Annotated in this window: 23 protein-coding genes; 18 read left to right on the top strand and 5 right to left on the bottom strand. The window is 75.5% G+C overall.

Annotated features, from left to right (window positions below; all coding sequences use genetic code 11):
• Position 1 precedes the first annotated feature (1 nt).
• From uvrC to AC2TDM_RS09140, 9 genes are all read left to right on the top strand, one after another.
• Positions 2 to 2140 (top strand): excinuclease ABC subunit UvrC, encoded by a 2139-nt coding sequence (uvrC, locus tag AC2TDM_RS09180; protein WP_484634428.1) that lies wholly within the window; start codon positions 2 to 4, stop codon positions 2138 to 2140.
• Positions 2137 to 3105, top strand: coding sequence for an RNase adapter RapZ (gene rapZ / locus AC2TDM_RS09175; protein WP_090033943.1), 969 nt, complete (start codon positions 2137 to 2139; stop codon positions 3103 to 3105). Before uvrC ends, rapZ begins: the two co-directional genes overlap by 4 nt.
• Before the next feature lie 8 nt (positions 3106 to 3113).
• Positions 3114 to 4106 carry a gluconeogenesis factor YvcK family protein gene (locus AC2TDM_RS09170; protein ID WP_373308432.1) on the top strand — a complete coding sequence of 331 codons (993 nt, stop codon included), beginning with the start codon at positions 3114 to 3116 and terminating at the stop codon, positions 4104 to 4106.
• 109 nt (positions 4107 to 4215) lie between these two features.
• A complete protein-coding gene (gene whiA / locus AC2TDM_RS09165) occupies positions 4216 to 5196 on the top strand; it encodes a DNA-binding protein WhiA (protein ID WP_090033939.1) in 981 nt (326 codons plus the stop codon).
• A 287-nt stretch (positions 5197 to 5483) separates the two neighbouring features.
• Positions 5484 to 6488 carry a type I glyceraldehyde-3-phosphate dehydrogenase gene (gene gap, locus AC2TDM_RS09160; protein WP_090033938.1) on the top strand — a complete coding sequence of 335 codons (1005 nt, stop codon included), beginning with the start codon at positions 5484 to 5486 and terminating at the stop codon, positions 6486 to 6488.
• A gap of 196 nt (positions 6489 to 6684) precedes the next feature.
• Positions 6685 to 7884 (top strand): phosphoglycerate kinase, encoded by a 1200-nt coding sequence (locus tag AC2TDM_RS09155; protein WP_090033934.1) that lies wholly within the window; start codon positions 6685 to 6687, stop codon positions 7882 to 7884.
• A gap of 3 nt (positions 7885 to 7887) precedes the next feature.
• A complete protein-coding gene (tpiA, locus tag AC2TDM_RS09150; RefSeq protein WP_090033932.1) occupies positions 7888 to 8676 on the top strand; it encodes a triose-phosphate isomerase in 789 nt (262 codons plus the stop codon).
• Between the two features lie 124 nt (positions 8677 to 8800).
• Entirely contained in the window at positions 8801 to 9043 is a 243-nt protein-coding gene (gene secG / locus AC2TDM_RS09145; RefSeq protein WP_090033931.1) for a preprotein translocase subunit SecG, read from the top strand.
• Between the two features lie 10 nt (positions 9044 to 9053).
• Positions 9054 to 9401 carry an RNA polymerase-binding protein RbpA gene (locus tag AC2TDM_RS09140; RefSeq protein ID WP_090033929.1) on the top strand — a complete coding sequence of 116 codons (348 nt, stop codon included), beginning with the start codon at positions 9054 to 9056 and terminating at the stop codon, positions 9399 to 9401.
• Positions 9402 to 9492: 91 nt separating this feature from the next.
• Here AC2TDM_RS09140 and pgl read toward each other — a convergent pair whose 3' ends face one another.
• The 5 genes from pgl to tkt form a co-directional block, all read right to left on the bottom strand.
• Positions 9493 to 10281 carry a 6-phosphogluconolactonase gene (gene pgl / locus AC2TDM_RS09135; protein WP_090033927.1) on the bottom strand — a complete coding sequence of 263 codons (789 nt, stop codon included), beginning with the start codon at positions 10279 to 10281 and terminating at the stop codon, positions 9493 to 9495.
• Positions 10282 to 10293: 12 nt separating this feature from the next.
• Positions 10294 to 11211, bottom strand: coding sequence for a glucose-6-phosphate dehydrogenase assembly protein OpcA (locus AC2TDM_RS09130; protein ID WP_090033999.1), 918 nt, complete (start codon positions 11209 to 11211; stop codon positions 10294 to 10296).
• Positions 11208 to 12749 (bottom strand): glucose-6-phosphate dehydrogenase, encoded by a 1542-nt coding sequence (gene zwf / locus AC2TDM_RS09125; protein ID WP_090033926.1) that lies wholly within the window; start codon positions 12747 to 12749, stop codon positions 11208 to 11210. The genes AC2TDM_RS09130 and zwf overlap by 4 nt, the downstream gene beginning before the upstream one ends.
• Positions 12746 to 13951: a transaldolase gene (tal, locus tag AC2TDM_RS09120; RefSeq protein ID WP_090033925.1), complete on the bottom strand. Its 1206-nt coding sequence runs from the start codon at positions 13949 to 13951 to the stop codon at positions 12746 to 12748. Before tal ends, zwf begins: the two co-directional genes overlap by 4 nt.
• 179 nt (positions 13952 to 14130) lie before the next feature.
• On the bottom strand, positions 14131 to 16302 hold the full coding sequence (gene tkt / locus AC2TDM_RS09115) for a transketolase (RefSeq protein ID WP_090033923.1): 2172 nt from the start codon (positions 16300 to 16302) through the stop codon (positions 14131 to 14133).
• A gap of 518 nt (positions 16303 to 16820) precedes the next feature.
• On the opposite strand from tkt, the gene AC2TDM_RS09110 reads away from it, so the two are divergent.
• The 9 genes from AC2TDM_RS09110 (at position 16821) to AC2TDM_RS09070 (ending at position 25438) form a co-directional block, all read left to right on the top strand.
• Positions 16821 to 17798, top strand: a complete 978-nt coding sequence (locus AC2TDM_RS09110; protein ID WP_373308435.1) for a heme o synthase — start codon at positions 16821 to 16823, stop codon at positions 17796 to 17798.
• Positions 17795 to 18763, top strand: coding sequence for a site-specific tyrosine recombinase XerD (locus AC2TDM_RS09105; protein WP_484636424.1), 969 nt, complete (start codon positions 17795 to 17797; stop codon positions 18761 to 18763). Before AC2TDM_RS09110 ends, AC2TDM_RS09105 begins: the two co-directional genes overlap by 4 nt.
• A 50-nt stretch (positions 18764 to 18813) precedes the next feature.
• A complete protein-coding gene (locus AC2TDM_RS09100; protein ID WP_090033921.1) occupies positions 18814 to 19698 on the top strand; it encodes a ParA family protein in 885 nt (294 codons plus the stop codon).
• Positions 19682 to 20563 carry a segregation and condensation protein A gene (locus tag AC2TDM_RS09095; protein WP_484634427.1) on the top strand — a complete coding sequence of 294 codons (882 nt, stop codon included), beginning with the start codon at positions 19682 to 19684 and terminating at the stop codon, positions 20561 to 20563. Before AC2TDM_RS09100 ends, AC2TDM_RS09095 begins: the two co-directional genes overlap by 17 nt.
• Entirely contained in the window at positions 20560 to 21330 is a 771-nt protein-coding gene (scpB, locus tag AC2TDM_RS09090) for an SMC-Scp complex subunit ScpB (RefSeq protein ID WP_484634426.1), read from the top strand. Before AC2TDM_RS09095 ends, scpB begins: the two co-directional genes overlap by 4 nt.
• Before the next feature lie 724 nt (positions 21331 to 22054).
• Positions 22055 to 22789, top strand: coding sequence for a pseudouridine synthase (locus AC2TDM_RS09085; RefSeq protein ID WP_373308431.1), 735 nt, complete (start codon positions 22055 to 22057; stop codon positions 22787 to 22789).
• Positions 22786 to 23931 (top strand): prephenate dehydrogenase, encoded by a 1146-nt coding sequence (locus AC2TDM_RS09080; RefSeq protein WP_239078867.1) that lies wholly within the window; start codon positions 22786 to 22788, stop codon positions 23929 to 23931. The genes AC2TDM_RS09085 and AC2TDM_RS09080 overlap by 4 nt, the downstream gene beginning before the upstream one ends.
• Positions 23928 to 24701, top strand: a complete 774-nt coding sequence (gene cmk, locus AC2TDM_RS09075; protein ID WP_484634425.1) for a (d)CMP kinase — start codon at positions 23928 to 23930, stop codon at positions 24699 to 24701. The genes AC2TDM_RS09080 and cmk overlap by 4 nt, the downstream gene beginning before the upstream one ends.
• Entirely contained in the window at positions 24698 to 25438 is a 741-nt protein-coding gene (locus tag AC2TDM_RS09070; protein WP_484634424.1) for a lysophospholipid acyltransferase family protein, read from the top strand. Before cmk ends, AC2TDM_RS09070 begins: the two co-directional genes overlap by 4 nt.
• Positions 25439 to 25580 lie beyond the last annotated feature (142 nt).

Genomic DNA, 25580 nt, shown 5'->3' with positions numbered 1-25580 from the left:
CATGGCCGACCCCGCCACCTACCGCCCGGCCCCGGGGGAGATCCCGGACCAGCCGGGGGTCTACCGCTTCCGCGACGAGCACGGCCGCGTCATCTACGTCGGCAAGGCGAAGTCGCTGCGGCAGCGCCTCAACAGCTACTTCCAGGACGTCGCGAACCTGCACCAGCGCACGCGGCAGATGGTCACGACGGCCGCGTCGGTGCAGTGGACGGTCGTGGGCACCGAGGTCGAGGCGCTCGCGCTCGAGTACTCCTGGATCAAGGAGTTCGACCCGCGCTTCAACGTCAAGTACCGCGACGACAAGTCCTACCCGTACCTGGCCGTCACGATGGCGGACGAGTACCCGCGCGTGCAGGTCATGCGGGGGGCCAAGCGGAAGGGCACCCGGTACTTCGGCCCGTACGCGCACGCGTGGGCGATCCGCGAGACGGTCGACCTGCTGCTGCGGGTGTTCCCGGTGCGCACGTGCTCGGGCGGGGTCTTCCGACGGGCGCGTCAGCAGGGCCGGCCGTGCCTGCTCGGCTACATCGACAAGTGCTCGGCGCCCTGCGTCGGGCGGGTGAGCGCCGAGGAGCACCACGCGCTCGCGCAGGACTTCTGCGACTTCATGGCCGGGGACACCGCCCGCTTCACGCGTCGGCTGACCGCGCGCATGAAGGAGGCCGCGGCCGAGATGGACTACGAGCAGGCGGCACGCCTGCGCGACGACATCGGCGCCCTGCAGCGCGCGATGGAGAAGAACGCGGTGGTGCTCGCCGACGGCACGGACGCGGACATCTTCGCGCTGGCCGGCGACGACCTCGAGGCCGCCGTCCAGGTGTTCCACGTCCGCGACGGGCGCATCCGCGGCCAGCGCGGCTGGGTCGTGGAGAAGGTCGAGGACGCCGACGACGGGGACCTCGTCGAGCGGCTCCTGCAGCAGGTCTACGGCGGCGAGACGGCGGAGGGCGGCACCGCGGGCGGCGTCCCGCGCGAGGTGCTCGTGCCCGTGCTGCCGCCGGACCTGGAGGGCGTGCAGGGCTGGCTGTCGGGGCTGCGCGGCAGCCGGGTGAGCGTGCGGGTGGCGCAGCGCGGCGACAAGCGCGAGCTCGCCGAGACCGTGCGCAAGAACGCCGAGCACGCCCTGGCGCTGCACCGCACGCGCCGCGCGGGGGACCTGACGACACGCAGCCAGGCGCTGCGGGAGATCCAGGAGGCGCTGGACCTGCCGACGGCGCCCCTGCGGATCGAGTGCTACGACGTCTCGCACAACCAGGGCACCTACCAGTCGGCATCGATGGTGGTGTTCGAGGACGGCATGGCGCGCAAGAGCGAGTACCGGCTCTTCACCGTCCGCGGCCCTGAGGGGCAGGGCGCGCGCGACGACACCGCCGCCATGCAGGAGGTCCTCACCCGGCGGTTCCGGCGCTACCTCGCCGACCGGGCGGACGCGGGCGACCCCGAGCTCGGCGGGGACGACCTCGAGGACGAGGACGGCGTGGCCCGGCCGGGGCACGCGGTCCCCACGCGCTCCGGGCCGGTCGACGAGGCGACGGGGCGGCCCGTGCGCTTCGCCTACCCGCCGAACCTCGTCGTCGTGGACGGCGGCCCGCCGCAGGTCGCCGCCGCCGCGGCGGCGCTCGCCGAGCTGGGCATCGACGACGTCGCCATCTGCGGGCTGGCCAAGCGGCTCGAGGAGGTGTGGGTGCCGGGCGACGACTACCCCGTGATCCTGCAGCGCTCGTCGGAGGGCCTGTACCTGCTGCAGCGCCTGCGCGACGAGGCGCACCGCTTCGCCATCACCGCCCACCGGAAGCGGCGCAGCAAGGGCATGACCGCGTCGGTGCTCGACGACGTGCCGGGCCTCGGCCCGGCGCGCCAGGCGGCGCTGCTGCGGCACTTCGGCTCGGTGAAGCGCCTGCGGGCGGCTTCCGCCGAGGAGATCGCCACCGTGCCGGGCATGGGGGAGCGGACGGCCGCCGCGGTCGTCGCCGCCCTGCACCCGACCGAGCAGCCGGCGGAGCAGCAGACCGGGCAGCCGACCGGGCAGCCGATTGGGCACCCGACCGGGCACCCGACCGCGCGGCCGGCCGGGCAGCCGGCGGCGCACCCGCGCACGGACGACGCGGTGCAGGAACCGGCTGGCATGCTGGGCGCATGACCAGCGGACCTGCAGGGACGTCCGGGCGGGAACCCTCGCCGCTGACCGTGCCGGGGGGCATCCCGGCGATCGACGCGGCGGCCGAGGCGCCGCAGCCGGCCGAGCCCCACGTCCTCATCATCACGGGCATGTCGGGGGCGGGCCGATCGCGGGCGGCGGCCGTCGTGGAGGACCTCGACTGGTACGTCGTGGACAACCTGCCGGCGTCGATGCTCACGCACCTCGTCGGCATGCTGACGGCGGGCTCCGCCGGGGCGGGGGCCCAGCGCCTGGCGGCCGTGGTCGACGTCCGGGGGCGCGGGTTCTTCGCGGACCTGGCCCAGGTCCTCGACCAGCTGCGCCACCAGGGCGTCGCCTACCGCGTGCTGTTCCTCGACGCCTCCGACGAGGTGCTCGTGCGCCGCTTCGAGCAGGTGCGCCGCCCGCACCCGCTGCAGGGCTCGGGCCGGATCCTCGACGGCATCGCCGCGGAGCGGGTCATGCTCGCCGACGTGCGGGAGCGCGCCGACACCCTCATCGACACGTCCGAGCTCAACGTGCACGACCTCGCGCGGGCCGTGCGTGCGGCGGTGGCCGGCCCGTCGGAGGACGCGCTGCGCGTCTCGGTGCTGTCGTTCGGGTTCAAGTACGGCCTGCCGCTCGACGCCGACCACGTGGCGGACGTGCGGTTCCTGTCGAACCCCTACTGGGTGACCGAGCTGCGGCACCTCACGGGCCGGGACGCGCCGGTGCGGGACTACGTGCTCGGCCTGCCCGGCGCGCGCACGTTCGTCGAGCGGTACGTGGACGCGCTGGAGCCGGTCCTCGCGGGGTACCTGCACGAGGAGAAGCGGTACGTCACGGTCGCCGTGGGGTGCACCGGCGGCAAGCACCGCTCCGTCGCGATGAGCGAGGCGATCGCGCACCGGCTGCGCGAGCGCGGTCACGCCGTCCAGGTCGCGGCGCGCGACCTGGGCAAGGAGTGAGCGGCGGGGTGAGCGGCGGGGTGAGCGGCCGGCGCGAGCCGGGCGGCGCGCGCCCGCCGCACCGGCTCGGCCCCGCGGTCGTGGCGCTCGGGGGCGGGCACGGGCTGTCCGCCTCGCTCACCGCGCTGCGGCACGTGACCGAGCGCATCACGGCCGTCGTCACGGTCGCCGACGACGGCGGGTCCTCGGGCCGGCTGCGCGCCGAGCTCGGGGTGCTGCCGCCGGGGGACCTGCGCATGGCGCTGGCGGCCCTCTGCGACGACTCCGAGTGGGGCCGCACCTGGCGCGACGTCCTGCAGCACCGGTTCACCTCGGCCGGGGACCTCGACCGCCACGCCGTCGGCAACCTCCTCATCGTCGCGCTGTGGGAGCTGCTGGGCGACACCGTCGAGGGGCTGGACTGGGTCGGGCGGCTGCTCGGCGCGCGCGGCAGGGTGCTGCCCATGGCGGCCGTGCCGCTCCAGATCGAGGCCGACGTCACGGACGCGGACGGCACCCGCGTGGTGCGCGGGCAGAGCAGCGTGGCCACGGCCCCCGGGGTCATCGGGCAGGTGCGGCTGGAGCCGGCCGACCCGCCGGCCAGCCCGGAGGCGGTAGCGGCGGTCGAGAGCGCGGACTGGGTCGTCCTCGGCCCCGGCTCCTGGTACACCTCGGTGATCCCGCACCTGCTGGTCCCGGGGCTGCGCGACGCCCTCGAGCGGACCACGGCACGGCTGGTCCTCGTGCTCAACCTCTCGCCGGAGGGGGAGACGGCCGGCATGGACGCGGCCGCGCACCTCGACGTGCTGCGCGACCACTGCCCGGGCCTGCGGCTGCACGCCGTCATCGGCGACGCCGCGGGTGTCGAGGACCTCGACGCCGTGCGGGCGCGCGCGGAGGCGATGGGTGCCCGGCTCGTGATCCGGCCGGTGGGTCGGGGTGACGGGACCCCCCGGCACGACGCCCTGCGGCTGGCCGCGGCGTTCCACGACGTCGTCGACGGGTTCGTCGCCGGGCCCTGACCGACATCCGGCACGGCCGCGCGCGACGTCCCGCTCACCGCGTGTCCGAGGCCCCGCCGGGGGCACCGGCGGCGCCGGCACGGTCCGCGGGGGGTGGCAGGATGACCGCATGGCTCTGACGGCGCAGGTGAAGGAGGAGCTGGCCCGCCTGACGGTGGACCGCACGTCGGCCCGCAAGGCGGAGGTCGCGGCCACGCTGCGGTTCGCCGGCGGCCTGCACATCATCTCCGGGCGCATCGTCATCGAGGCCGAGCTCGACACGTCCATGGCCGCGCGGCGGCTGCGGCAGGCGCTGGCCGAGGTCTACGGCCACGACAGCGAGATCATCGTCGTCTCCGCCGGGGGGTTGCGGCGCGGCAGCCGGTACGTCGTGCGCGTCGTCCGCGACGGCGAGGCGCTGGCCCGGCAGACGGGTCTGCTCGACGGCCGCGGCCGCCCTGTGCGGGGCCTGCCGTCGCAGGTCGTCGCCGGGGGCGTCGCGGAGGCGGAGGCGGCGTGGCGGGGCGCGTTCCTCGCGCACGGGTCCCTCACCGAGCCGGGCCGCTCGGCCTCGCTCGAGGTCACCTGCCCGGGGCCCGAGGCAGCCCTCGCGCTCGTCGGCGCGGCCCGACGCCTGCAGATCCCGGCGAAGGCGCGGGAGGTACGCGGCGTCGACCGCGTCGTCATCCGCGACGGGGACGCCATCAGCGCGATGCTCGCGCGCCTCGGCGCCCACCAGACCCTGCTGGTGTGGGAGGAGCGGCGCGTGCGGCGCGAGGTGCGCGGCACCGCGAACCGGCTCGCGAACTTCGACGACGCGAACCTGCGCCGCTCGGCGCGCGCCGCGGTGGCGGCGGGCGCCCGGGTCGAGCGCGCCTTCGAGATCCTCGGCGAGGACCTGCCCGAGCACCTGCGGCAGGCGGGGGAGCTCCGCCTGGCGCACAAGGAGGCGTCGCTCGAGGAGCTCGGCCGCCTCGCGGACCCGCCGCTGACGAAGGACGCCGTGGCCGGGCGGATCCGGCGCCTGCTCGCCACGGCCGACCGCAAGGCGGCCGACCTCGGCATCCCGGACACGGAGGCGGGGCTGTCCCCCGACCTGCTCGACCTGTAGCCGCCGGGCCGCGGGCGCCGGCGCCGGCGCCGACCGGGGTCGGCCGGACGGCTCCCGCGTCCCCCGTCGGGCGCGTCCCACGCACCGTCGTCGCGTCTCAGGGCGTGACCTACGTCCCCTGTCGACGACGGGCGCGCATGTAGTCTCGTGCCGTCCCGAGGGGGGACACCTGCGTGGCGTGGCACCACGGCGCGGGGGAGGATCCTCACGGGCGACGCACAGCGTCGTGCGTGCTTCCGACACCAACTGTGTGCGCCGACGCCGTCGGCGCGTGCCGAGGAGGGCAAGTGACCATCAAGGTCGGCATCAACGGCTTCGGCCGCATCGGACGCAACTTCTACCGGGCGATCATCGCCTCGGGAGCCGACATCGAGATCGTCGGCGTGAACGACCTCACGGACAACAAGACCCTCGCGCACCTGCTGAAGTACGACACGGTCCTCGGGCGCTTCCCGCTGAGCGTGTCCTACGACGAGAACAACATCGTCGTCGACGGCAAGAACATCCGGGCCCTCGCCGAGCGCGACCCGGCCAACCTCCCCTGGGGCGAGCTGGGCGCGGACATCGTCATCGAGTCTACGGGCTTCTTCACGGACGCCGAGAAGGCGAAGGCGCACATCGCGGGCGGTGCCAAGAAGGTCATCATCTCCGCGCCGGCCAAGAACGAGGACGCGACCTTCGTCGTCGGCGTGAACCACACGCAGTACGACCCGGCCGCGCACACGATCATCTCCAACGCGTCCTGCACGACGAACTGCCTCGCCCCGGTGGCGAAGGCGCTCAACGACGCGATCGGCATCGAGCGTGGCCTCATGACCACGATCCACGCCTACACGGGTGACCAGAACCTGCAGGACGGCCCCCACAAGGACCTCCGCCGCGCCCGCGCCGCCGCGCAGAACATCGTCCCGACCTCGACGGGTGCCGCCAAGGCCGTGGCCCTCGTGCTCCCCGAGCTCAAGGGCAAGCTCGACGGCTTCGCGCTCCGCGTGCCGACGATCACCGGCTCCGCCACCGACCTGACCTTCACCGCCTCGCGCGAGGTCACGGTCGAGGAGGTCAACGCCGCGGTGAAGGCCGCCGCCGAGGGCCCCCTCAAGGGCATCCTCGAGTACGTCGAGGACGAGATCGTCTCCAGCGACATCGTCACCAACCCGCACCAGAGCATCTTCGACTCGAAGCTGACGAAGGTCAGCGGCGACCTGGTGAAGATCATCGCGTGGTACGACAACGAGTGGGGCTACTCCAACAGCCTCGTCGCGCTGACGTCCTACGTCGGCGAGCGGCTCTGACCTCACGGGTCCTCGCGACCACCGCACCACCGGTGCACCCCTGCGTCCGCGCGCGCCGGCGCCCCTCGGGGCCCGGCGCCCGCGGACGCAGTGCTGTCCGGCACCGGCCCGACGCCGGTGGCCGGTGCGTCCACCACGCCCACCAGCACGCCCACCAGCACTCCCACCAGCACTCCCACCAGCACGGCAGGAGACCATGAAGACCATCGAGGACCTGGGGGACCTGCGCGGCACGCGCGTCCTCGTCCGCTCCGACTTCAACGTGCCCCTCGACGGCACGACGATCACCGACGACGGCCGCGTCCGAGCGGCGCTGCCCACGCTGCAGGCGCTCCTGCACGCCGGCGCGCGCGTCGTCGTGGCCGCGCACCTCGGCCGTCCCAAGGGCGCGCCCGAGGCGAAGTACTCGCTCGCGCCCGTCGCGACCCGGCTGTCCGAGCTCCTCGGCCAGCCCGTCGCGCTCGCCGAGGACGTCGTGGGGGAGTCGGCGAAGGCCACCGTCGCCGGGCTCGGCGACGGCGAGATCGCGCTGCTCGAGAACATCCGCTTCGACCCGCGGGAGACCAGCAAGGTCGAGGCCGAGCGCGCCGAGCTCGCCGGTGAGCTCGCGGGGCTCGCGGACGTCTTCGTCTCCGACGGCTTCGGCGTCGTGCACCGCAAGCAGGCGTCGGTCTACGACGTGGCGCAGGTGCTGCCGCACGCGGTCGGGCATCTCGTGCTCAAGGAGGTCGACTCCCTGCGCAAGGCGACCGACGACCCGCAGCGGCCGTACGCGGTCGTGCTCGGCGGGTCGAAGGTCTCCGACAAGCTCGGCGTCATCGCCAACCTGCTGACGAAGGCGGACCGCCTGCTCATCGGCGGCGGCATGCTCTTCACGTTCCTGGCCGCCAAGGGGTACTCCGTGGGCAGCTCGCTGCTCGAGCAGGACCAGGTCGACACCGTCAAGGGCTACCTGGCGCAGGCGGAGGAGTCCGGCGTCGAGATCGTCCTGCCGGTCGACGTCGTCGTCGCGCCGCAGTTCGCGGCCGACGCGCCGGCCACCGTCGTCGCCGCCGACGCGATCCCCGACGGCCAGATGGGCCTCGACATCGGCCCGGAGAGCCAGGAGCTGTTCCGGTCGAAGCTGCTCGACGCGAAGACCATCGTGTGGAACGGCCCGGCGGGCGTGTTCGAGTTCGAGGCGTTCTCCGCGGGCACGCGCGCGGTGGCCCAGGCGCTCGTCGACGCGGGCGCGAACGGCGCCTTCACCATCGTCGGCGGCGGCGACTCGGCCGCGGCCGTGCGCACGCTCGGCTTCGACGAGGCCGGCTTCGGCCACATCTCCACCGGCGGCGGCGCGTCGCTGGAGTTCCTCGAGGGCAAGACCCTCCCCGGCATCGCCGTCCTGGAGGGCTGACGCATGGCAGACCGCACCCCGCTCATGGCGGGCAACTGGAAGATGAACCTGGACCACCAGCAGGCGATCCAAACGGTGCAGAAGCTCGCCTGGACCCTGAAGGACGCGAAGCACGACTTCGCGGCCGTCGAGGTCGTCGTGCTGCCGCCGTTCACGGACCTGCGCTCGGTGCAGACGCTCGTGGACGCCGACTCCCTCGAGCTCGGCTACGGCGCGCAGGACCTGTCCGCCCACGTGTCGGGCGCCTACACGGGCGAGGTCTCGCCGGTGTTCCTCGCCAAGCTGGGCTGCACCTACGTGGCCGTCGGCCACTCCGAGCGCCGGCAGTACCACGGCGAGGACGAGGCGGTGACGAACGCCAAGGTGAAGAACGCCCTGGCGCACGGCCTCGCGCCGATCCTCTGCGTCGGCGAGGAGCTCGAGGTCCGCAAGGCGGGGCAGCACGTCCCGCACACGCTGGCTCAGCTCGACGGTGGCCTCGAGGGCCTGACGGCCGAGCAGGTGCGTCAGGTCGTCGTCGCCTACGAGCCCGTCTGGGCCATCGGCACGGGCGAGACGGCGACGCCGGAGGACGCGCAGGAGCTGTGCGGCGCCATCCGCGCGCGCATCGCCGAGCTCTACGACGCCGGCACCGCCGACGCCGTCCGCGTGCTCTACGGCGGCTCCGTGAAGTCCTCGAACGTCGCCTCGATCATGGCCAAGCCCGACGTCGACGGCGCGCTCGTCGGCGGCGCGAGCCTCGACCCCGAGGAGTTCGCGCGGATCGCCAGCTTCCGGGCCGCCGCGGCCTGACCGGTCGACCGCACGGACGATCGCCCGACCGGGTGACGACCCGCGGGCGGGCTGCTGGCCCGCCCGCGGGATCGTCGCCTACCCTTGTGCCCGCCTCACCGTCGGACGACAGGAAAGCCACCTCGTGAACGCACTCCGCATCACCCTCCAGGTGCTGCTCGTCCTCTCCAGCCTGCTGCTGGTCCCCCTCGTGCTCCTGCACAAGGGCCGCGGCGGCGGGTTGTCCGACATGTTCGGCGGCGGCGTCACGTCCGGCGCCGCGAGCTCCGGGGTCGCCGAGCGCAACCTCAACCGCATCACCGTCGGGGTCGCACTCGTGTGGACCGTGGTCATCGTGCTGCTCGGCCTCGTCGAGCGCTTCAGCTGAGGGGGACGCCATGGCGAGCGGGAGTGCGATCAGGGGGTCGCGGGTCGGAGCCGGCCCGATGGGCGAGGCGGAGCGCGGCGACGCGGCCCCTCGCGTCTGGATCTCCTACTGGTGCGCGAACGGCCACGAGACGCGGCCGTCCTTCGCGGAGGAGGCGTCCGCCGAGGCGCCCGTGACCTGGGACTGCCCGCGCTGCGGCTTCCCGGCGGGGCAGGACCAGGCGAACCCGCCGAGCCCGTCGCGGACCGAGCCGTACAAGACGCACCTGGCGTACGTGAAGGAGCGGCGTTCCGACGAGGACGGCGCGGCCATCCTCGACGAGGCGCTGGCCGCGCTGCGGGCCCGCCGGGGTCGCTGACCGCCCGGCGCCCACGCCGCGCACGACCGATGCGACGAGGGGGTTCCGACCGGATGACCGTTCGGGGCCCCCTCGTCGCACGCCAGCCGGGTCAGCCCGCCGCGGGCGTGCCGGCGTCCGACGCCGAGCGTGACGCTGCGGCCACGTCCAGCAGCCAGCGCGTCCGCTCACGGCCGACCGCGCCTGCCGCCGGCACCTGGGCGACCGGTCCGTCCCCGAGGGCGGCGGCCACGGCGTCGGCCTTCTCCTCGCCGGCGGCGACGACCCACACCTCCCGCGCGCTGCGGATCGCCTCGAAGGTGAGCGAGACCCGCAGCGGGGGCGGCTTGGGGGAGTCGTGCACCCCCGTGGTCGTGCGCCCGACCACGTCGAGCCCGGGATGGTCCGGGAACAGCGAGGCCACGTGGCCGTCGGGCCCCATGCCGAGCAGGAGGACGTCCAGCTCCGGCAGGGCGGCGCCCTCCGGGGCGTGCGCCGCCAGCTCCTCCGCGTAGGCGGCGGCCGCCGCCTCGGGGTCGCCGACCACGTCTGCGGCCGGCACGGCGTGGACGTTGGCGGCCGGGAGGGCGTCGCCGAGTGTGTCGAGCAGCGCCTCCCGCGCCTGCGTCTCGTTGCGGTCGGGGTCCCCGGCGGGCACGAACCGCTCGTCGCCCCACCACAGGTGCACGCCCGTCCAGTCGACGGCGTCCCGCACGGGGTTGGCGGCGACGGCCGCGAGCGTCCTGATCCCGACCGTGCCGCCGGTGAGCACGAGGTGCACGGGCCGGTGGTGGGACTGGGCGTCGAGGACCGCGGTGAGCAGCCGGGCGGCCGTCGCCTCCGCGAGCGTCGCGGCGTCGGGGTGCACGACGACGTCGCGCAGCGGGTGGGGCGTGGTCATGCGTCCTCCGGGTCAGGCGTCGATGAGGGCGAGGCCGCGCGTGAGGGTCTCGCCGTACACCTCGTCGGCGTCGAGGCGGCGCAGCTCCTCGGCCAGGCACTCGCGGAGCTGACGGATGGGCAGGGCGATCCGGTGCTCCGGCTGGTCCGGCTTGATGAGCGCGGCCGTCTTGCCGTCGGGACGGTCGAGCACGATGTCCCCGGACGCCCGGTGCAGCCGCACCTGCGTGATCGCCGGCGCGCCCTCGATGCGCTCGACGCGCACGGGGCACTTGAGCGACCACGCCAGCCAGCCGGCCATGAGGTCGACGGACGGGTGCGTGCTCTCGCCGGAGACCGACGCCTCGAGCACGGGCTCGAACGGCGGCTGCTCCAGCGTCGCCGCGATGAGCCCCCGCCACAGGGTGGTCCGCGCCCAGGCGATGTCCGTGTCGCCCTCCGCGTGGACCGTCGCCAGGCGGCGCAGGGCCGGCCCGGGCTGCGAGGTGGCGGACGTGTCCGTGATCCGGCGCTGCGCCATGCGGCCCAGCGGGTGCGCCGCGGGGTTGTCCGGCACCTCGAACGGCCACCACGTGACGATGGGGGCGTCCGGCAGGAGCAGGGGCATGACGAGGGTGTCGTCGTCCGCCGCGATCGCGCGGGACGGCCGCAGGATGACGACCTCGCTCGCGCCGGCGTCACCGCCCAGCCGGATCTCCGCGTCGAGGGTGCTCTCGGCGGGCTCGGCGCTGCGGGCCAGGACGATGACGCGGCAGGGGTGCTCCCGGCTCGCCTCGTTGGCCGCCGCGATGGCGACCTCGGGGTCCTGGTCCTCGGCGTCGATCACGAGGGTCAGCACGCGCCCGAGGGCGACGGCGCCGCCCTCGTCGCGCTCCTCGATGAGGCGCTTGTTGATCGCCCGGGTCGTGGTGCCCGGCAGGTGGATGATCACGGTCTCCTCCACTGGCGGCCGTCACGGGCCATCATCGCGTCGGCCGACGCCGGTCCCCAGGTGCCGGCGCGGTACTGGTCGGGCTTGCCCTTCGAGGCCCAGTACGCCGTGATCGGGTCGAGGACCTTCCAGGACAGCTCGACCTCCTCCTGGCGCGGGAACAGCGGCGGGTCGCCGAGGAGCACGTCGAGGATGAGGCGCTCGTAGGCCTCCGGCGAGGACTCGGTGAACGAGTGCCCGTACCCGAAGTCCATCGTGACGTCGCGCACCTCCATGGCGGTGCCGGGCACCTTGGCGCCGAACCGCAGCGTGACGCCCTCGTCGGGCTGCACGCGGATGACCAGGGCGTTCTTGCCCAGCTCCTCCGTGGCGGTCGACTCGAAGGGCAGGTGCGGCGCGCGCTTGAACACGACCGCGATCTCGGTGACGCGGCGGCCGAGGCGCTTCCCGGTGCGCAGGTAGAACGGCACGCCGGCCCAGCGGCGGGTGTCGATGTCCAGGCGCACGGCCGCGAAGGTCTCCGTGGTGGAGGCGGGGTTGAACCCCTCCTCCTCCAGGTACCCGACGACCTGCTCGCCGCCCTGCCACCCCGCGGCGTACTGCCCGCGCGAGGTGTGCCGGCCGAGGTCGCGCGGGAGCCGGACCGCCGAGAGGACCTTGATCTTCTCCGCCCGCAGGTCCGCCGCCTCGAAGGAGACGGGCTCCTCCATGGCGGTGAGCGCCAGGAGCTGCAGGAGGTGGTTCTGGATGACGTCGCGCGCCGCGCCGATGCCGTCGTAGTACCCCGCGCGCCCGCCGATGCCGATGTCCTCGGCCATCGTGATCTGCACGTGGTCGACGTAGTTGGCGTTCCAGATCGGCTCGAAGAGCTGGTTCGCGAACCGCAGGGCCAGGAGGTTCTGGACCGTCTCCTTGCCCAGGTAGTGGTCGATCCGGAACACGTCGTCCGGTCGGAAGACCGAGGAGACGACGCGGTCCAGCTCCTGCGCGCTCTTGAGGTCGTGCCCGAAGGGCTTCTCGATGACCACGCGGCGCCAGGTGCCCTCCTTCGGCTGCGACAGGCCCGACCGGGACAGCTGCTCGCAGACGACGGGGAACTGGCTCGGCGGCACCGACAGGTAGAACGCGTGGTTGCCGCCGGTGCCGCGCTTCACGTCGAGCTCCTCGACCGTCGCGGCCAGCTGGTCGAACGCGGCGTCGTCGTCGAAGGAGCCCTGGACGAAGCGGATGCCCTCCGCGAGCTGGCGCCACGTCGCCTCGTGGAACGGCGTGCGGGCGTGCTCGCGGACGGAGTCGTGGACGATCTGCGCGAAGTCCTGCGTCTCCCAGTCCCGCCGGGCGAAGCCCGTCAGGGCGAACCCGGGCGGGAGCAGGCCGCGGTTGGTGAGGTCGTAGACGGCCGGCATGAGCTTCTTGCGCGCCAGGTCGCCGGTGACGCCGAAGATGACGAGCCCGCAGGGGCCGGCGATGCGCGGCAGGCGCCGGTCCCGCGGGTCCCGCAGCGGGTTGCGGCCGGGTGCGACCTTGGCGGGCCTCACCGGGACGCCCCGGACCCGCTGGCCACCGCCTCCTGGGCGCCGCCGAGCCCGTCGCGCACCGTGCCGAGGAGCTGCTCCCAGGCCTGGTCGAACTTCTGCAGGCCGTCGACCTCGAGGGCCTCCGTCACCTCGTCGAGGGAGACGCCGAGGGCCGCGAGCCGGTCGACGACCTCCTGCGACTCCTCGGTCCGACCGGTGACCGTGTCGCCGGTGATCTCCGCGTGGTCCTCCGTCGCCTCGAGCGTGCCGGCGGGCATCGTGTTGACGACGCCGGCGACGACGAGCTCCTGCACGTACAGCGTGTCGGGGTACGCCGGGTCCTTGACGCCGGTCGACGCCCACAGCGGTCGCTGCGGCTTGGCGCCGGCGGCGGCCAGGGCCTTCCACCGGTCGGAGGCGGCGACCTCCTGGTACGCGCCGTAGGCGAGGCGGGCGTTGGCCAGGGCGGCCTTGCCGCGCAGCGCGGCGGCCTCCTCGGTGCCGAGCTCGTCGAGCCTCTTGTCGATCGCCGCGTCGACCCGGCTGACGAAGAACGAGGCGACGGAGGCGACGGGCGCGAGGTCGATGCCCTTCTCCTTCGCCTGCTCGAGACCCGTGAGGAACGCGTCGAGCACGGCGCGGTAGCGCTCGAGGGAGAAGATGAGCGTGACGTTGACGCTGATGCCCTCGGCCAGGACCGCGGTGATGGCCGGCAGGCCCTCGATCGTCGCGGGGATCTTGATGAAGACGTTGGGGCGGTCCACCGTCGACCACAGCGCCTTCGCGGACGCGACCGTCTTCTCCGTGTCACGGGCGAGCCGCGGGTCGACCTCGATGGACACGCGGCCGTCGACGCCGTCCGTGGCGTCGTACACCGGGCGCAGGACGTCGGCCGCCTCGCGGACGTCGTCCGTGGTGATGCGGAAGACCGCGTCCTCGACGTCGGCGCCCTGGGCGGCCAGCTCGCGCAGCTGCTCGTCGTAGGCGTCGCCCTTGGCGAGCGCCGAGGCGAAGATCGAGGGGTTCGTCGTCACCCCGACGACGCCGTGGTGGGCCACGAGGTCGGCGAGGTTGCCGGTGCGCAGCCGCTCCCGGGACAGGTCGTCGAGCCAGACGGCGACGCCCTCCTGCACGAGGCGGTCGAGCGGCGCGCTGCGCGCACCGCGGTCCTCGGCCTTCGGCGTGCCCTGGCCGGTGGTCTCCTGCGTGCTCTGCTCGGACATCGGTGGTCCTCCTTGCGTCTGCGGTCGGCGCGCCCGTGGGGTGCGCGGCCGGTGGGGTCCGCGGGGCGGGGCGTCGCGGTGGCGACGTGTGCGTCGTCAGGTGCGACGCCCCGCCGAGGGGTGGGTCCGTGCCGGGCGGGGCCCGGCGGTCGGGTGCCGGGCGCGCCCGGCACCGCGGGTCAGGCCTGCTGGTCGCCCGTGCCGCTGCGGTCGGGCGTGCCGGAGTCGGACGACGGGTCGGCGTCGCCGCGGGCGGCGGCCAGCGACTCGTGCGCCGCGGCCACGACGGCCTCGGCCGTGATGCCGAACTCGCGGTACAGCGTCTCGTAGTCGGCGGACGCCCCGTAGTGCTCGAGCGACACGCTGCGGCCGGCGTCGCCGACGAGCTTGTGCCAGGACAGGGCCAGCCCCGCCTCGACCGACACGCGGGCGCGCACGGCCTTCGGCAGCACCTGCTCGCGGTACTCCGCGTCCTGCTCGGCGAACCACTCCAGCGACGGCGCGGACACCACGCGCGTGGCGACGCCCGCCGCCTCGAGGGTGGTGCGCGCCTCGACGGCGAGCTGCACCTCGGAGCCCGTCGCCAGGAGGATGACGTCCGGCGTGCCCGACGAGGCGTCGAGCAGCACGTACGCGCCGCGGGCCACGCCGTCGGCGGACGTGAAGCCGTCCTCGCCGCGGGGGAACGTCGGCACGTTCTGCCGGGTCAGCACGAGGCCGACCGGGCCGTCGGTGCGCTCGAGCAGCGCCTTCCAGGCAGCGGCCGTCTCGTTGGCGTCGGCCGGGCGCACCACGGCCAGGCCGGGGATGGCGCGGCACGCCGCGAGGTGCTCGACCGGCTGGTGCGTCGGGCCGTCCTCACCCAGGCCGATGGAGTCGTGCGTCCACACGTACGTGACCGGCACGCCCATGAGGGCGGCGAGGCGGACGGAGCCGCGCATGTAGTCCGAGAAGGTGAAGAACGTGCCGCCGTACGGCCGGGTGTTCCCGTGCAGCCGGATGCCGGACAGGATCGCGCCCATCGCGTGCTCGCGGATGCCGAAGTGCAGCGTGCGGCCGTACTCGTCGCCCGAGAACTCCTTCGTGGAGTACTTGGCGGGGATGAAGGACGGCTCGCCCTTCATCGTCGTGTTGTTGGAGCCCGCGAGGTCGGCGGAGCCGCCCCACAGCTCGGGCAGGACGGGCGCGAGCGCGGAGAGCACCTCGCCGGACGCCTGGCGCGTCGCGACGGCCTTGCCGGCCTCGAACGTCGGCAGGGCGTCCGCCCAGCCCTCGGGCAGGGTGCCGGCCTCGAGCCGGTCGTGCAGCGCCGCCCGCTCGGGGTTCGCGCTGCGCCACGCGTCGTACGACTCCTGCCAGCGGGCCTTGGCCTCGGCGGTGCGCTGCGACAGGCCGCGCGTGTGCTCGATGACCTCCGGCGCGACGTCGAAGCTCTTCTCCGGGTCGAAGCCGAGGACCTCCTTGAGGCCCTTGACCTCGTCCGTGCCCAGCTTCGAGCCGTGCGCGCCGTGCGTGCCCTGCTTCTTCGGCGAGGGCCAGGCGATGATCGTGCGGAGCTGGATGAAGGAGGGCTGGTCCGTGACCGCCTTGGCCGCCTCGATCGCGGCGTAGAGGGCGTCGACGTCCTCGTGGTAGCCGTCGGGCCCGGTCAGCCAGTCCACCGTCTGCACGTGCCAGCCGTACGCGCCGTAGCGCGCGGCGACGTCCTCGGTGAACGCGATCTGCGTGTCGCCCTCGATGGAGATGCGGTTGTCGTCCCAGACGACGACGAGGTTGCCCAGCTGCTGGGTGCCCGCGACCGACGAGGCCTCGGAGGTGACGCCCTCCTGCAGGTCGCCGTCGGAGGCCAGCACGTAGACGAAGTGGTCGAACGGGCTGGTACCCGGTGCCGCGTCGGGGTCGAGCAGGCCGCGCTCCCGGCGGGCCGCCATCGCGAAGCCCACGGCCGAGGCGAGCCCCTGGCCCAGGGGGCCGGTGGTGATCTCGATGCCGGTGGTGTGGCGGAACTCCGGGTGGCCCGGGGTCTTGGAGTCCCAGGTGCGCAGGGCCTCCAGGTCCTCGAGCTCCAGGCCCCAGCCGCCCAGGTAGAGCTGGATGTACTGCGTCAGGCTCGAGTGGCCGCAGGACAGGACGAAGCGGTCCCGGCCCGTCCAGTGCGGGTCCGCGGGGTCGTGCCGCATGACGTTCTGGTAGAGGAGGTACGCGGCCGGGGCCAGGCTGATCGCGGTGCCGGGGTGGCCGTTGCCGACCTTCTCGACGGCGTCGGCGGCGAGGACGCGGACCGTGTCGACCGCCTTGCGGTCGAGGTCGGTCCACCCGACCGACGGAGCAGCAGGGGCCTGGACGTTCACATGTCCTCATTCCCGCCCGCGACCGGCGGGCGTCAGGGGGCTCCGGCACCGGGTGCCGGGACGACGGGCGTACGACGGGCACGGGACGGTGCGCAGATGGCACGACGGCAGGCTGCCGCGGCACCACGGGCGCGCCGCTGCCGTCCCCGCCGCGAGCCTAGACCTCCCGCCCCCGGCCCCGCCGACCGAGCCGTCCAGGGGGTGGGACGCCGGATCGGTCCGATCTGCCCCGGGCCGGTGCGCCGACCTGTGGCCGGGCCGCGACGTGACGTGCGCCCGCACGCCCGTGGCGGCGCGCCGCGGGCGTACCATGGCGGGGTCCCAGCACCCCCCGACCTGCCCGCACGCCCGCGGGCCCGGACCGCCGCGTGCGGCACCCGGCGGTCGTGCAGGACGTCGACCCGGCACCCCGGTGCCCCGGACGAGGAACGGAGCCGCACCGCGTGCGTCCACGCAGAACCCTGACGACCGAGGCCGCTCCGGCGTCGTCCCTGCCCGCGGGGGCTCCCGCACCCGTCATCGGCGACGCCGTCGAGGCCGTCGAGGCCGTGCCCGTCACCGCGGGGCCGCAGCGCGCCGGTGACGGCCGGCAGCCCGCCGCGGGACGCGGGCGGCTGCGGGGCAAGGTCGGTGCGTACGTCGCGCTGACGAAGCCGCGGGTGATCGAGCTGCTGCTCATCACCACCGTCCCCACCATGGTGCTGGCCGCCGGCGGCCTGCCCCCGCTCGGGCTGGTGCTGGCGACCCTCGTCGGCGGGGCCATGGCCGCGGGCGCCGCGAACGTCCTCAACTGCTACCTCGACCGCGACATCGACGCCGTCATGCACCGCACCCGCCGGCGGCCGACCATCACGGGCGCGGTCACGCCGCGCGAGACGCTCGTCTTCGGGCTCGTGCTGGGCGTCGTGTCCCTCGTGTGGCTCTGGACGCTCGTCAACCCGGTCTCCGCGCTGCTCGCCGCCGCGGCCGTGCTCATCTACGTCGTCGGCTACACGATGATCCTCAAGCGGCGGACGTCGCAGAACATCGTCTGGGGCGGCTCGGCCGGCTGCATGCCGGTGCTCATCGGGTGGTCGGCGGTCACCGGCGGTGTCGGCTGGGCGCCGCTCGTGCTGTTCGGCGTCGTCTTCTTCTGGACGCCGCCGCACTACTGGCCGCTGTCGATGAAGTTCCGCCGCGACTACGCGGCGGCGGGCGTGCCGATGCTGCCCGTCGTGGCGGCGGACACGCGGGTCGCCCGCGAGATGGTCGGGCACACCCTGGCGATGATCGCGTGCAGCCTGCTGCTCGTGCCGGTCGCCGGGATGACCTGGGTCTACGGCGTGGTCGCCCTGGGGCTCGGCGTGTGGTTCCTCGCGCTGTGCCTGGGCCTGCTGCGGCGCGCGCGCGACCCGCAGGCTGGGCGGCTCAAGGAGATGACCGTGTTCCACGCGTCGATCACCTACCTCACCGCTCTCTCGGTGGCCGTGGTCGTCGACGTGTTCCTGCCCTTCTGACGGAGGTGGCGGCAGCCGGCGACGAGGACGTCGCACCGGCGCTCCGCGCGTCGCTGGAGCAGTACCTGGCCCACCTGCAGGTCGAGCGCGGCCTGTCGGCCAACACCCTGGCCGCCTACCGGCGGGACCTCGCGCGGTACGCCCGGCACCTGACGGCATCCGGGCGCACGGCGCCGGACCAGGTCGCGGAGGCCGACGTGACGGCCTACGTCCGCGTCCTGCGGTCCGGGTCCGACGGCCGTGCGGCGCTCTCCGCGTCCTCGGCGGCCCGCGCCGTCGTGGCCGTCCGCGGCTGGCACCGGTTCTGGCTCCTGGAGGGCGCCGTCCCCGCCGACGCCGCGCGGGCGGTCCGTCCGCCCGCGCAGCCCCGGCGCCTGCCCAAGGCCGTGCCGGTCGAGGACGTCGAGCGCCTGCTCGAGGCGGCGGGGACGGGGGAGGGCCCGGGTCCGCTGCGCGACCGCGCGCTGCTCGAGCTGCTCTACGCAACCGGTGCCCGGATCTCGGAGGCCGTCGGCCTCGACCTCGACGACATCGACACCTCGCCGGGGCGCGCGTCCGTGCTGCTGCGCGGCAAGGGGGGCAAGGAGCGCGTCGTACCCGTCGGGTCCTTCGCGCTCGGCGCGCTCGAGGCGTACCTCGTCCGGGGACGGCCGGCGCTGGTGGCCGCCGGCCGCGGCACGCCGGCGGTGTTCTGCAACACGCGCGGCGCACGGCTGAGCCGCCAGAGCGCGTGGGCGGCGCTGCGCGCGGCGGCCGGCCGCGCCGGGCTCGCCCAGGCCCCGCACCTGTCCCCGCACACGCTCCGGCACTCGTTCGCCACGCACCTGCTGGCGGGCGGCGCCGACGTGCGGGTGGTGCAGGAGCTGCTCGGCCACGCCTCGGTCACGACGACGCAGGTGTACACCCTGGTGACCCGGGACACGCTGCGCGAGGTCTACACGACGGCGCACCCCCGGGCGCGCTGACGCGGGGTTGGGCTCCGGTAGGTTGTCCGGGTGGTGAGCGGGACGAGCGCATGAGCGGCACGAGCGAGCAGGTCACGGCAGGTCCCGGCGAGCAGCGCCTGGACCCGGCGGGCCGTCCCGTCCCCGACTTCCCGGTCCCCGCGCCCCTGGCGGCGCACGGCCCGGCCCGGGTCATCGCGATGTGCAACCAGAAGGGCGGCGTCGGCAAGACGACGACGACGATCAACCTCGGCGCCGCGCTGGCCGAGTACGGCCGACGGGTGCTCGTCGTCGACTTCGACCCGCAGGGCGCCGCGTCCGTCGGGCTGGGCACCAGCCCGCACGAGCTCGACACGACGATCTACAACCTGCTGATGGAGCGCGGCCTCGACGTGCGGGAGGTGCTGCGCAGCACCGCCGTCGAGAACCTCGACCTGCTCCCGGCGAACATCGACCTGTCCGCGGCCGAGGTGCAGCTCGTCGGGGAGGTGGCGCGCGAGTCGGTCCTGTCCCGCGTGCTGCGCCCCGTCATGGACGAGTACGACGTGGTGCTCGTCGACTGCCAGCCCTCGCTCGGGCTGCTGACCGTCAACGCGCTCACGGCCGCGCACGGGGTGCTCATCCCGCTCGAGTGCGAGTTCTTCGCGCTGCGCGGCGTGGCCCTCCTCGTCGAGACGATCGAGAAGGTGCGCGACCGGCTGAACCCGCGGCTGCAGGTCGACGGGATCCTCGCGACGATGTTCGACTCGCGGACGCTGCACGCCCGCGAGGTCGTCGCCCGCGTGCACGAGGCGTTCGGCGACACGCTCCTGCACACCGTCATCGGGCGGACGGTGAAGTTCCCGGACGCGACGGTGGCCGCGGAACCCATCACGTCCTACGCCCCGAACCACCCCGGCGCCGCCGCCTACCGCCAGCTCGCGCGCGAGCTCGTGGCCCGTGGCGACGCCGCCTGAGGCCACCGTCCGGCCGGGTCCCGCCGCCGACGCCCCGGCGGGCGGGACCGGTTTCGCCGTCCGCCTCGACAACTTCGAGGGCCCGTTCGACCTGCTGCTGGGCCTCATCGCCCGGCACAAGCTCGACATCACCGAGGTGGCGCTCGCGCGGGTGACCGACGACTTCATCGCCCACCTGCGCGCCCGGGAGAGCGCGGGGGACTGGGACCTGGGACAGGTCAGCGAGTTCCTCCTCGTCGCGGCCACGCTGCTGGACCTCAAGGCCGCGCGCCTGCTGCCGAGCGCGGAGGTCGAGGACGCCGAGGACCTCGAGCTGCTCGAGGCGCGGGACCTGCTGTTCGCGCGGCTGCTGCAGTACCGGGCGTACAAGCAGGTCGCGGCCGACCTGGAGGAGCGCCTCCTGCGCGAGTCCCGGCGGTTCCCGCGGCAGGTCGCGCTCGAGCCGCAGCTCGCCGCCCTCCTGCCCGAGCTCGTCCTGAGCATCGGCCCCGAGCAGCTCGCGGCCCTGGCGGCCCGGGCCCTGGCGCCGCGCCCGGCACCGCCGGGCGTCGACCTGGCGCACCTGCACGCGCCGCCCGTCAGCGTCCGCGAGCAGGCCGACGTCCTCGTCGCCCGGCTGCGACGCAGCGGCAGCGCCTCGTTCCGCACGCTGGTGGGCGACGCCGACGGCACGCTCGTGGTCGTCGCCCGGTTCCTCGCCCTGCTCGAGCTGTTCCGCGAGGGCGCGGTGGCGTTCGAGCAGGTGCAGCCTCTGGGCGAGCTGACCGTGCGGTGGACGGGCAGCGCCGCCGGTGGCGTCCGCGTGGCCGGGGACTTCGACGCGGAGGACCTCGCGCCGCGTGCCGGCGGGGAGGGGCCGGCGTGAGCACGCCGGACGCGGGTGCCGACCTGGGCGCCGAGGAGGGCCCCGACGTCGCGTCCCTGCCGGGTGGGGCGGCGGCCGCGCTGGAGGCGGTGCTCGTCGTCGCCGACGAGCCCGTGCCCGCCGTGCGGCTCGCCGCGGTGCTGGGGCTGCCGGTGCCGCAGGTCCGCGCGCTCCTGGCCGAGCTGGCCGACGAGTACGCCGGCGCCGGCGGCGGCCGGCCCCGCGGCTTCGAGCTCCGTGAGGTGGCGGGTGGCTGGCGGATCTGGTCCTCGGCGGCCCACGGCGACGTCGTCGGGCGGTTCGTGCTCGACGGGCAGCAGGCGCGCCTGACGCAGGCGGCCCTGGAGACGCTGGCCGTCGTCGCGTACCGGCAGCCGGTGACGCGGGGGCAGGTCTCGGCCGTCCGTGGCGTGAGCGTGGACGGCGTCATGCGGACGCTGACGACCCGCGGGCTCGTCGCCGAGGTGGGTCAGGACGCGACCACCGGTGCGGTGCTCTACGGGACCACGGGATACTTCCTCGAGCGGCTGGGGCTCGGCACCCTGGACGACCTGCCGCCGCTCGCCCCCTACCTGCCGGAGGTGGGGGACCTCGACGAGGCCGGTTCCGGGTCGCGCGGGCTCCGCACGGCCGGGACGGCGGGCGCCACCGCGCGCGGCGGCGCCTCGGGCCCGCCGCCGGGGGACGAGCAGGGCGGACGGCACGACGCGCACGACCGGGCCCGGGACGGGTCCGACGACGACAGGACGGACGACGACGATGAGTGACGCACGAGGCGGCCGCGGCCGCGGCCCCGGCACGGGTGGCGGCGGACGCGGCGGCGCGGGCGGCGGTACCCGCGGCGGCGGCCGACCGGGGCAGGGCGCCGGACGTGGTGCCGGCCAGGGCGGCGCACGGGGCAGCGGTCAGGGCCGTGGCCGCGGCGGTCGTGACGGTGGTCAGGGCGGCGCGCGCGGCGCCGGTCCGTCCGGCGGCCGGGGCACCGGCCGCGGCGACGAGCGTGGTGGCGGCCCGCGCGACGACCGCCGCCCGGGCGCACCCCGCGCGTCGTACGGCGCTCGTGACGACCGGCGTGACGACAGGCGTGACGACCGGCGTGACGACCGCCGTGACAACAGGCGTGATGACCGGCGTGACGACCGCCGTGACGACCGCCGTCCGGGCGCCTCGCGCGCGGGGTACGGGGCTCGTGACGACCGGCGCGACGACCGCCGTGACACCCGGCGTGACGACCGGGCCCCTGCGTCCCGGTCCGAGCGGGAGGGACGGCCGGAGCGCGAGGACCGGTCGTCGTCCGCGGGTCCGCGGGCAGCGTCGCGCGCCCCGGCGCGTGCCGGCGGCCGGGTGCCGGGCAAGGGCGGCCCCGGCCCGGGCGCCCGAGGCCAGCGCGGTGCTGCTGGTGCTGGTGCGGGCGCCGGTGCGCGTCGCCCGGCGGCGCGCGTCGCCGGCGCGCCGCGCGGTCCCCGCCCGGCGGCGCTGCCGGAGATCGACGTGCACGACCCGGACGGCACGCGCCTGCAGAAGGTCCTGGCGGCGGCGGGCCTCGGCTCGCGCCGCGCGTGCGAGAACCTCATCGCCTCCGGCCGCGTGACGGTGGACGGCAGCGTCGTCACCGAGCTCGGCGTGCGGGTCGACCCGCGGACCGCCGTCATCCACCTCGACGGCATGCGCGTGCAGCTCGACGAGTCGGCGGTGACGATCGCCCTGAACAAGCCCCGCGGCGTCGTCTCGACGATGCACGACGAGAACGGCCGGCCGTCGCTGGCCGACCTCGTCGCCGACCGCCCCGAGCGGCTGTTCCACGTCGGGCGCCTCGACGCCGAGACGGAGGGCCTGCTCCTGCTGACGAACGACGGCGAGCTCGCCAACCGGCTCGCGCACCCGGCGCACGGCGTGCCCAAGACGTACCTCGCGGAGGTCGAGGGCCGCGTCACGCCCGGCACGCTCGCGCGCCTGCAGGCCGGCGTCGAGCTCGAGGACGGCCCGGTGCACCCCGACAAGGTCCGCCTCGTGCAGCAGGTGGCGGGCGCGTCGCTCGTCGAGGTCGTGCTGCACGAGGGGCGCAACCGCGTCGTGCGTCGCCTCCTGGAGGAGGTGGGGCACCCGGTGACGAAGCTCGTGCGCACCCAGGTCGGCCCCATCCGGCTCGGCGACCTCAAGCCCGGCCGGACGCGCGTGCTCAGCCGCACGGAGGTGGGCTCGCTCATGACGTCGGTGGGGCTGTGACGGCCCCCGCCGCGGCGCACACCGCCGGCGTGCCGGCCCCGGCGACGGCCGGTCCTGTCCGCGTCGTGGGCACAGGGCTGCTCGGCGCGTCCGTCGGGCTGGCCCTCGTGCGCCTGGGCGTCGACGTCGTGCTGCACGACCCGAGCCGCACCGCGCTCGCCCTCGCCCGCGACGTGGGGGCCGGCCGGCCCGCGGCGCCCGACGACGCGGAGCCGGCGCTCGTCGTCGTCGCCGCGCCGCCGGACGTCACGTCCGACGTCGTGGCCGCGGAGCTCGCCGCCCACCCGCACGCGGTCGTCACGGACGTCGCGAGCGTCAAGGGGCACGTGCTCGCGGAGCTGCGCGAGGCCGGCGCGGACCTCGAGCGCTACGTCGGGTCCCACCCGATGGCGGGGCGCGAGCGCTCCGGACCCGCGGCGGCCGTGCCCGAGCTGTTCCTCGGGCGGCCGTGGGTCGTCGTCGGCTCGGGCCGGTCGCGGCCCGAGGCCCTGGCGGCCGTACGCGCGCTGGCGGTGGACCTCGGCGCGGTGCCGGTCGGCATGTCCGCCGACGAGCACGACGCCGCCGTCGCCCTCGTCTCCCACGTGCCGCAGGTCGCGGCGAGCCTCGTCGCGGGGCGGCTGCGGGAGGCCGACGACGCGGCGCTGCAGCTCGCCGGGCAGGGCCTGCGGGACGTCACCCGCATCGCGGCGTCCGACCCGGCGCTGTGGACCTCGATCCTCGCCGCCAACGCGGGCGCCGTGCGCGCGGTCCTGCTCGGGGTGCGCGAGGACCTCGACCGCGTGCTCGACGCGCTCGCCGCGGCCGACGCCGCGAGCGGGCCGGAGACGGTCCGACTCGGCGCGCTGGCTGCGCTGGCGGGCGCCGTCGCGGCCGGCAACGCCGGCGTCGCGCGCGTCCCGGGCAAGCACGGCGGTGCCTCGCGCCCCTACGCGCTCGTGCCCGTGCTGGTGCCGGACGCGCCGGGCGAGCTCGCGCGGCTGCTCACCGACGTGGGCGAGGCGGGGGTCAACCTCGAGGACCTCGAGCTCGAGCACGCCGCCGGCCGCCCGGTCGGCGTCGCCGTCATCTCGGTGCTGCCCGGCAGCGCCGAGCACCTGGAGGCGGAGCTGACGCGCCGCGGTTGGAGACTGGTCCGATGAGCACGGCAGGCGGCCCGCGGGGCCACGGCGACGTCAGCACCGGCGACGTCAGCACCGGCGACGTCAGCACCGACGACGGGCTCGTCGTCGCGGTCGACGGGCCCTCGGGCTCGGGCAAGTCGAGCGTGTCGCGGGCGGTCGCCCGCGCGCTGGGGCTCGCGTACCTCGACACGGGCGCGATGTACCGCGCGGCCACCCTGTGGTGCGTCCGGCAGGGGGTCGCGCTCGACGACGCCCCCGCCGTCACGGCGGCCGTGCGCGCGCTGCCGCTCGAGCAGGGCCTGGACCCCGAGGCGCCGACCGTGCTCCTCGACGGCGACGACGTGACTGCGGCGATCCGCACGACGGAGGTCTCCGCCGCCGTCAGCGCGGTCGCCACCAACCTCGACGCGCGCGCCGCGCTCGGCGACCGCCAGCGGGCCGTCATCGCGGCCGAGCGCACCGGCGGCTGGTCGGGCGGGCGCGGCGTCGTCGCCGAGGGGCGCGACATCACCACCGCCATCGCACCCGACGCCCCGGTCCGCGTCCTCCTCACCGCCAGCGAGGAGGCGCGCCTGCGCCGCCGCTCGCTCGAGGTGCACGGGACCGCCGACGCGGCGGCCGTCGCGGCGACGCACGACCAGGTGGTCCGGCGCGACGCGCAGGACTCCACCGTCGTCGAGTTCCGCACCGCGGCCGACGGCGTCGTCACCGTCGACAGCTCGGACCTCTCCTTCGAGGAGACGGTGGACGCGCTGCTCGCGGTCGTGCGCGCCGCGGGCCGGGCGTGAGCGGCGGGCCGCCGGCGGCGGTGTCCGGCGCGCCCGACGCGCCCGGTGCGTCCGGCGCACCCGCGGCGCCCGCCGCGTGGGGGCCGGTGTGGGCCCGGCAGGTCGGGCGGGCGCTGTCCCGCGGCTGGTGGGCGACGGAGGTGGTCGGCGCGGAACGCGTGCCGCGCACCGGTCCCGTGATCCTCGCCGCCAACCACACGGGCGTGGCCGACGGGCCGCTGCTCGTCGGGCTGTCGCCACGGCCGCTGCACATCCTCGTCAAGCAGGAGATGTTCCGCGGCCCGGTGGGGACCGTCCTGCGCCTGGCCGGGCAGATCAGCGTCGACCGCACCAACGGGCGGCCGGCGCTCGCCACGGGGCTGGCGGTGCTGCGCCGGGGCGGCGCTGTCGGCGTCTTCCCGGAGGGCACCCGCGGCAGCGGGGCGGTCGCCAGCGCGCGCGCAGGTGTCGCCTGGCTCGCCGTCAACGCCGGGGCGCCCGTCGTCCCCGTCGCGATCCTCGGCACCCGGCGCACGGGGGAGTCCTCCGGGCACGTGCCGCCGCCGCGGCGCCGGCTGCTGCTCGAGCTCGGCGAGCCGCTGGACGTCGGTCGGCGCCCCGGCGAGACGAGCCGCGACGCGGTCGGCCGCGCCGCGGAGGAGGTCCGGACCGCCCTGGCCGCGCTCGTCGTCGCCGCGTCGGAGCGCTCCGGGCTGCCCCTGCCGCTCGACGACCCCGGCGCGCGGCGCGCCCCCTGACGCCCGACGCGACCCCCGGCACGGCACTCGGCACGGCACTCGGCACGGCACTCGGCACGGCACTCGGCACGGCACTCGGCACGGCACTCGGGACGGGGCCGTCCGGCGCCCTCGCTCGGTGCCCTGCCACCTCGTACGCCCG

Source organism: Cellulomonas sp. plas2 (assembly GCF_057221735.1).
This window is presented reverse-complemented; position numbering and strand designations above follow the sequence as displayed.